This is a genomic window from Halobacillus sp. BBL2006, from assembly GCF_000786645.1.
GTDB lineage: Bacteria > Bacillota > Bacilli > Bacillales > Halobacillaceae > Halobacillus.
In genome coordinates this window covers 1-8,006 of the sequence record NZ_JRNX01000280.1, presented here as the reverse complement: position 1 = coordinate 8,006, position 8,006 = coordinate 1, and the positions used below count along the sequence as shown (strand labels likewise).

Sequence of the window (8,006 nt, the reverse complement as noted above, 5' to 3'; positions counted from 1 at the left end):
AACCTTCAGCATTTTTACCCTGACATTAAAATCGTCGGTTCCCACGATGGCTATTTTGATTGGGGAAAAAATGATGAAGTGGCCATGAAGGTGAAGCAAGCAGATCCTGATCTCACCTTTGTCGCCTTAGGTGCGCCCAAGCAGGAAAAATGGGTGGCTGAAAACATCGATTCGTTCGATAAAGGCGTCTTTCTCTGCGTAGGAGGAAGTTTCGATGTAATTGCCGGTGATGTCAAACGGGCCCCTGCCTCGTGGCGGAAGCATAATGTTGAATGGCTGTATCGCTTGATCAAACAGCCGAAACGCTGGCGGCGGATGCTGGCATTGCCACGCTTCGCTTTCCGGATAATTAAGAAGAAACTGAGAGGATTCTTATGAGCCGTTCCACCTTGATTAAAGGAACAATTCTATTATCAGGAGCTACTCTCCTTTCCAAATTCCTAGGAGCTATTTTTCGTATCCCGCTGCAAAACATTGCGGGGGACGAGGTTCTAGGGATTTTTAGTATGGTTTATCCTGTCTATATGGTCGCGCTCATCTTATCGGTCGCTGGCATTCCATTGGCGATTTCGAAGCTGATCGCTGAAGCACGGAGTGAAAATCATTTTGACCGCATCAAGGAAATCTACATAACCGCTAGCATTCTCGCCATTCTTTTCGGATTGACGAGTTTTCTATTGATCTATACATTTGCTGAGTCTCTTGCTTCCCTGCTTGGCGGCGAATCTACGAAACTCGCCTTGATTATCGTATCGGCAACCTTATTATTTGCGCCTTATATGGCGGTGTACCGAGGATTTTTCCAAGGATTTGAAACGATGCAGCCAACCGCTATTTCCCAGTTGATAGAACAGTTTGTCAGAGTAGCACTGATTCTGGCCGCTGCCTCCTACTTCGTTGTTCAAGGCTATTCGGACCGAGTTATTGCCGGAGGGACGATGGTCGGCTCTTCTATCGGTGTCCTGGCCTCTCTAGGCTATTTACGATGGACGTTCCAGCTCTCTTCCACCACTCCGCTCCCTTCCGTTCCCTACGACTTTACTATATTTCGTAAGCGGAGTAGGCAAATCTTAAAAGTCTCCATTCCGATTGCGGTCGGTGCGATCACGATGGCACTGATGAATGTCGTCGATGCGCTCACGATCCCTTATGGACTGCGATCATCAGGGATCGACCCTGATGATGTCAATTATGCATATGGATTGTATGGACGCGGGCTCTCCCTTGTTCAGATTGCGACCGTATTTGCCACTTCCATCGTCCTCCCTCTTGTCCCGCTGATTACGAAAAAATTAGCGGAGGGCGATAAAGCAAGTGTACAAAGCATCGTTGCGCGAGCATTTTCGCTGACACATATCATTTCCTGGCCAGCGGCCACCGGAATATTAGCGCTCACCCTTCCGTTAAACCTTGCCTTATTTACGAATTTGGAAGGCAGCTTAGTGCTTGCGGTCGTAGGTTTCAGCTCGATTTATACTTCGCTTGCGGTACTTAGCACCGGAATTTTACAAGGGATGAATCGTTCGGGACAAGCAGCCATTCTTGTGCTTACTGCCATGGCACTAAAATTGGTGGCAAACATCGTACTGATCCAGTCTTACGGTCTGGCAGGCGCAGCAATAGCAACGCTTGTCATCTATATCGTTCTTCATTACTCTAATGTATGGGTAATCAAAAGAAAGGTAACAGTTTCAGCTGCAAATCATGACCGTGCGAAAAGTATTATTTCCTCGGTAATAATGGGGATTATTGTCGCGATTCCTCTGTTGATATTCAATGTGGAAGCTTGGACAAGACTAGAGGCGTTGGTGTACGTGGCAGCTGCTGTCGTCGTTGGCGGTATCCTCTATTTAGCAATGCTATGGCTAATGAAGGTATCAGAAGTGAAGAACCTTCCTATCCTAAAAAAACTTCGGAAGAGGTGAGTGTCATGCACGTCGTTTTATCCGGCTATTTCGGCTTTCATAACACCGGCGATGAAGCTATTTTATTTTCAATGATCCAAAGCCTTCGCAAAGCCGATCCGGAAATACGGATAACGGTATTATCCAATGATCCGGTCCATACGTCAGAAACATATGGTGTGGAAGCCGCTGACCGCTGGAATGTGAAACAAATATTCCGTCTCCTTTCGCAAGCGGATGGATTGATCAGCGGTGGAGGCAGCTTGCTCCAGGATGCGACCGGCATCAAGTCGATCATTTATTATACTGGTGTGATCCGGATTGCGAAGCTTTTGCGAAAGCCCGTGTTTGTATACGCCCAGGGCATGGGACCGATTGATAGCTTTGCAGGAAAAACACTGGTGAAAGGGGCACTGAATAATCGGGTTCGTCTTACAGTGAGAGATGAAGATTCAAAGGCGCTGCTAAAAGTGATCGGCATTCAAAATCGTGTCGATATCGTCCCTGATCCGGTCATGGCGTTAGAAGCGGAATTCTTTGAGAGTCCCTGGTTAAATGATCAGCCTTTCACTAAGATGATTTCAGTCAGTGTACGCGACTGGCCATCTTCAGTAAATTATAAGAAAAAGATCGCCGAGGCACTGGATACGTATGCGAAGCAAGGATACACGATCGTATTCCTACCGATGCACGGGGAACATGATGAGCAAACCTCTCTAGAGGTGACAGGCATCATGATGGAAGAAGCCTATATCGCCCCGCAATATGCTTCGATCGAAGAGAAAATCGCCATCATTAAGAAATCCAGGCTGCTTGTTGGGATGAGACTGCATTCGTTAATCTTTGCAGCGATTGGTCATGTTCCTTTTGTGGCGCTATCTTATGACCCGAAAATCGATTCCTTTGCGAAAATTTGCAATCAGTCTGTAGCGGGTCATGTATCGGATGATGACTGGACGGCCCGTGATCTGGTGCAGGCGATGAATAATCATATAATGAGTAATCCCTTCAATTCGACCAATTTCGATCGCTTAAAAAGTGAGGCTGACGAAACAGCTGCTAAAGCGATTAACTTTATACAAACAAATCAATAAAGGACGCTCTTCTTCTCCTTACCAGAATCTATATTGGATTCTGGTATTTTTTTCAGCAATTTTTAGTACATTGGGCTGCATATGCGCCCTTCTAGTTTAGGAACAATGCCCAAGCATTCTTCATATTTTGTGGAGAATGCATTTACGTACTATCTGTCCATGGAAACAGTGATGTTTACAATCATTGATCAAGCTGGATAACAATGGAGGGTAATAAAATGAGTCAATTTCAAAATGATATTCAGAACTTAGAAGTAGGAGATTTTCGTTCCCAAAACTTAGTCCCAAGTGAGCAGGCGAATGTTTATGGAAACAACTCTCGCTTATGTGTCGGATTCGGATTAGGATTTGGTTGTGTTGGTTTTACATGCTTTGGATGTGCCGGTTGCGCGGGTTGTGGCGGTTGTGCTGGCTGCGGTGGATGTGCTCGCTGTGCGCGTTGCGCAGGTTGTGCCGGCTGTGCGCGATGTGGCGGATGCGGCGGACGTTGTGGCGGTTGCGGAAGGTGCGGCGGACGTTAAATCGTCTGTCTACCAAAAGCACTTCTTAAATCGATTTTCTCCCTATCCCCTGTAGGAACTTCCTCGGGGGATCTTCTTTTGTACCCATACATATGAGACAAGTTGAGTGACATAGTATCGTAGTGGATAGATAGCAAAGTTGGCAAGGAGGAGTGTTATGGCGAAGGTTCATCCCTCTATGCGATTGAAGGTGAAGAAGGGTACGTTTTTCATGCCGGAGTCGAATGGAAACGTGTATTTTAGGAACAATTCAGGCTCATTTCGTATGGAAGGTCGTACCATCCATCAATGGGTGGAAAAGCTTATCCCGATGCTTAATGGTGAGTATTCGTTAGCCAGCCTTACCGATGGATTGCCAGAACCCTATGTTGAGCGAGTCTATGAGATTACGAATGCTCTTTATACGAACGGATTTCTTCGTGACGTCAGTATAGATCGTTCCCACGAATTAGTTCCGCAAGTGGTTGAAAAATTTGCTTCTCAAATCGAATTTTTGGAGAGTTTCGGAGATTCTGCCGGCTGGCGCTTTCAACAATACCGGCAACAAAAAGTATTAGCGATCGGCGAAGGAGCTATGTTCCTTGGATTGGTTTCAGCCTTGCTTCGATCTGGTATGGCCCGCTTCCATGCGTACATGACCAACGCTGAAAACACCAGTATTCAAAGGATAAGAGACTTAGAGAAAGCGGCAAGAGAAACAGATCCAGATGTATCGATCGAGGTGGTAGCAAAGGATAAAGATCGCGTTTCCTGGTTTGAGCAAGTCGATGCTTTTGATGCCATATTATACGTTTCAGAAGAAGCTAATAGCGAGGAACTGCGAGAGGTTCTTGATGCTTGCAAAGAAAAGAAGAAATTGTTTATCCCGGCAATTTGTGATGGAAATACCGGGTTCGCAGGCCCGATTGTGAGTCCTGATTCCGGTAACTGCTGGACGTCCGCCTGGCGAAGTTTGCACGAGAGAGACAATACGCAGACCAATGACTACTCACCAACGGCTGGGGCTTTACTCGCGAATATTATCGTGTTCGAATTCTTCAAAAAGATCACAGAGGTAAAAGAAATCCATCATACTAACCACATGTATCTGTTAGATCTTGAGACTTTGGAGGGCAAATGGAACCCTTATAAGCGTCATCCCCTCGTTACAGGAAAGATTACTGCAGAAATTCTTAATGATCCAGCGGAAGAACTGAGGAAAAAAATCGTACAAAGAGATAGAAATGAATTGCTTTACTACTTCAGTGAAATAAGTGCGAGTCAACTTGGAATTTTCCATCACTGGGAAGAAGGCGATCTGACTCAGCTGCCTCTATCTCAATGCGAGGTTCAAGTGGTTAACGTGAAATCAAACGAATTACACCCGAGCATCGTATGTGCGGCAATGACCCATGAAGAGGCCAGACGGGAAGCAGGATTAACCGGTATTGAACAATATGTGACGCCTTTAAAGACCGAAATTTTAGCATCACTCACCCCTCCTAACTATCAGCCAGTATCTCTTCACATCGGTGCCGGGGCTACACTAGTAGAAGGCATCGACAGAGCGTTGCAAAAAACAATAGAAAATGAATGGAGAAAGCAAGCGCCACAGTGTGAAAAAGCCATCACGAGACTCCAGTTGAATAAGATGGAGGACGACCGCTGCCGCTATTATCTCCAATGTTTAGCGACAATGGACCTAAAGCCAGAGTTGGGCTTAGGGGAAAATGCCTATGGTTTTCCTGTCGTATGGATAAAAATGCAGGATCAGCAATGGTGTGGGTGTATTGGATTTAACCGGACACTCGCTCTACGTGAAGCGCTACACTTTGCTGTGATGCGAGCCCAGAACAAAAACATTTCAATCCCTTGTCAGGCCCCTTCTCTCTCCAACCTCTCATTTGAAGATGGAGCTGTCCAATCCGTTGATATTCCAGCCTATGATTCTCAAGATCAGGCTGAGGTTCTTCAGTCTGTCATTCATCGCCTGGAACAATACTTTAAGAAGCTGTGTTTTGTAAAAGTGGAGCTTGATCCCTTTGAACAAGACGGAATGATCGACATCTATGGCGTAGTGTTCGGTGAGGAGGAAGGAATATGAGCTCCTCGATTACCGTTGCAGGAAAAGGATCGTTACTAGAATTTGTGACCAAGGAACTAGACACTCACTATGAGCTGACGGAACTCCCTGACTTAGATACGCCCATCCCCAAACGGACACAGTTGCTTCTTGTTTTGGAAGATGGTTGGAATCCATCCACATCGAAAAAAGCTGAAGAGACTGCACGGGCGTATGGTATCGATTGGCTACGGGGGTTTGTGTCTTTTGGCGAAGGGATCATCGGACCCTTTGTTCACCCTGGTCAAGAAGGATGTTCCCAATGTGCGGATGCAAGAAGACTAATGGCTGCGAGCGATCGTCAGGACATGTGGGATATCCATGGGAGTTTGGCTGAGAAACAAGACACCCTGAATGATGAATGGTTATCAACTCCCGGCGTTTTGCAAATGGTTCAATTGATCAAAAATGAAGTAGATCAAGTGATGAACGGAAGACGCTCTAAACTAGAAGGAGCTATTCAGCGGATCAACATGAGGACATTGGATAGCTCACGCCACTTGATTTTGCCGGATTCTTCTTGTTTCGTGTGCAGTCATGTAGCTGATGATTCCCCAGCCGGTGCTGTGATCTCGCTGGAACCAAGTATGAAAATCAGTGAAAATAGTTACCGATGCCGGTCGATCAATGAATTAAGCAAAGTTCTCTCAAGAGATTATCTAGATCAACAAACAGGGATGTTGAATAGTAAACTGATTGATCCCGAAACCCCGTTTGCCGATGTCATTATCAACCTCCCGTTAATGAATGGAGATGAAGGGTCTGCAGGACGAACGAATTCTTATGCTCTCAGTGAAATGACCGCCATTTTAGAAGGACTGGAGCGGTCTTGCGGTATTGCTCCCAATGGCAAAAGAACGGTTGTTTATGATTGTTACAGCAACCTTGAAAATGCGCTTCATCCCCTTCAGGTGGGCGTTCATTCAAAAGAACAATATGCAAAGAAGGATTTTCCTTTTACCGCTTTTCATCCAGATAAAAAAATGAATTGGGTGTGGGGCTATTCCTTAATCAAAAAAGAGACAATTCTGGTGCCGGAACTGCTGGCATATTACAGCATGGGGGGATGTGGGCACGGAACGATTTTTGAAACCTCTAATGGATGTGCGATCGGAGGAAGTCTGGAAGAAGCCATTTTCCACGGAATCATGGAAGTGCTGGAACGGGATTCTTTTCTAATGTCCTGGTATGCGAAGCTCCCGCTCCCTCGTATTGATCCTTACTCTTCCAACGACGAAGAGCTGCATTTGATGATTGACCGGATGCGAGAAGTCGCGGGCTATGATCTTTATTTATACAACGCGACGATGGAGCACGGAATCCCCTGCATTTTTACGATAACGAAAAACCGTCGATCTGATTCCGATGGACTGAATCTCATGTGTGCTGCCGGTGCTCATCTGGATCCGGTAAGAGCGGTAAAAAGTGCCGTTTATGAAAGTGTTGGAATGATTGAACCTTTGAATAAAGAGTTTAGAAAGAACAAAGCTGACTATCTAAAAATGCTGAGCGATTCTTCTCTTGTACAAAAAATGGATGATCATGGGATGGTGTATGGACTTCCTGAAGCTGAAGAACGGCTTCACTTTTTGTTACATCAAGATCAGCCTATGCAGACATTTGAAGAAGCCTTTCACTGGAGAAAGAATCATCCTGATCTCACGGAAGACTTGAAGGAGATTCTCCAGGTCTTTCGCCAGTTACAACTCGATGTCATCGTTGTCGACCAAACGTCACCGGAAATCAGACGCAATGGACTCCACTGCGTGAAGGTGCTCATTCCAGGTATGCTTCCAATGACATTTGGTCATCATCTTACCCGTGTCACTGGATTGGGCCGAGTATTGAAGATTCCTAAACAACTCGGTTATCTTGACCGGGAGCTAACGCTTGAGGAACTCAATCCTCATCCGCACCCGTTTCCTTAAAGGCACGGAGCTGTTAACCGTAATGGTCGCATTTGGATTGGTTTACTTGGGTATTCAGAATTCGGCAACAACGTGCAGGATTGTGGAAGACTTGATTTCGAGATGTTTGCCTGTTGCGTTGTCGGTATGCGGAGAAGGTGGTCGGGGAAATAGCTCGCTTTCCGTGGGCGTACGGTGAGCCTCCTCAGGCTGCGCCTTCCGGGGTCTCACCCTGTCCTTTGATCCCACAGGAGTCTCGCCATTTCCCCGACCACCTTTCCAAAAGTGAGGGACGGAACAGAAATCTAATATTGAAGACTCACTCATTGAGTGTTGATACAACAGCGTTTGTATTAAGTTTCACTATGAGCGCTGACAATTCATAGAGTGAAGGTCCGTTAGCCATAAATCAAGCAGGGAGGGATGGAAAACTGGGAGACTCCTGCGGGATATGCAGACTCGACGAGACCCCGGAGGAC

General features: G+C 46.1%; 6 protein-coding genes. All 6 read left to right on the top strand.

The window, feature by feature from the left end:
• A partial coding sequence (locus tag LD39_RS09290) for a WecB/TagA/CpsF family glycosyltransferase (protein WP_035545493.1) occupies positions 1-378 on the top strand: 378 nt, incomplete at its 5' end.
• On the top strand, positions 375-1,925 hold the full coding sequence (locus LD39_RS09285) for a polysaccharide biosynthesis protein (protein ID WP_035545492.1): 1,551 nt from the start codon (positions 375-377) through the stop codon (positions 1,923-1,925). The genes LD39_RS09290 and LD39_RS09285, both read left to right, overlap by 4 nt.
• Before the next feature lie 5 nt (positions 1,926-1,930).
• Positions 1,931-2,998, top strand: a complete 1,068-nt coding sequence (gene csaB / locus LD39_RS09280) for a polysaccharide pyruvyl transferase CsaB (protein WP_035545490.1) — start codon at positions 1,931-1,933, stop codon at positions 2,996-2,998.
• Between the two features lie 218 nt (positions 2,999-3,216).
• Entirely contained in the window at positions 3,217-3,519 is a 303-nt protein-coding gene (locus LD39_RS22080) for a heterocycloanthracin/sonorensin family bacteriocin (protein WP_081988397.1), read from the top strand.
• A gap of 157 nt (positions 3,520-3,676) precedes the next feature.
• Positions 3,677-5,602, top strand: a complete 1,926-nt coding sequence (locus tag LD39_RS09270; protein WP_035545487.1) for a putative thiazole-containing bacteriocin maturation protein — start codon at positions 3,677-3,679, stop codon at positions 5,600-5,602.
• On the top strand, positions 5,599-7,548 hold the full coding sequence (locus LD39_RS09265; protein ID WP_035545486.1) for a TOMM precursor leader peptide-binding protein: 1,950 nt from the start codon (positions 5,599-5,601) through the stop codon (positions 7,546-7,548). Before LD39_RS09270 ends, LD39_RS09265 begins: the two co-directional genes overlap by 4 nt.
• The last annotated feature ends 458 nt before the right edge of the window (positions 7,549-8,006 follow it).

Excerpts from the sequence above, each read along its gene's own strand:
- LD39_RS09265 (WP_035545486.1), top strand. The coding sequence starts at position 5,599 with ATGAGCTCCTCGATTACCGTTGCAGGAAAAGGATCGTTACTAGAATTT.
- csaB (WP_035545490.1), top strand. The coding sequence starts at position 1,931 with ATGCACGTCGTTTTATCCGGCTATTTCGGCTTTCATAACACCGGCGAT.
- LD39_RS22080 (WP_081988397.1), top strand. The coding sequence starts at position 3,217 with ATGAGTCAATTTCAAAATGATATTCAGAACTTAGAAGTAGGAGATTTT.
- LD39_RS09270 (WP_035545487.1), top strand. The coding sequence starts at position 3,677 with ATGGCGAAGGTTCATCCCTCTATGCGATTGAAGGTGAAGAAGGGTACG.
- LD39_RS09285 (WP_035545492.1), top strand. The coding sequence starts at position 375 with ATGAGCCGTTCCACCTTGATTAAAGGAACAATTCTATTATCAGGAGCT.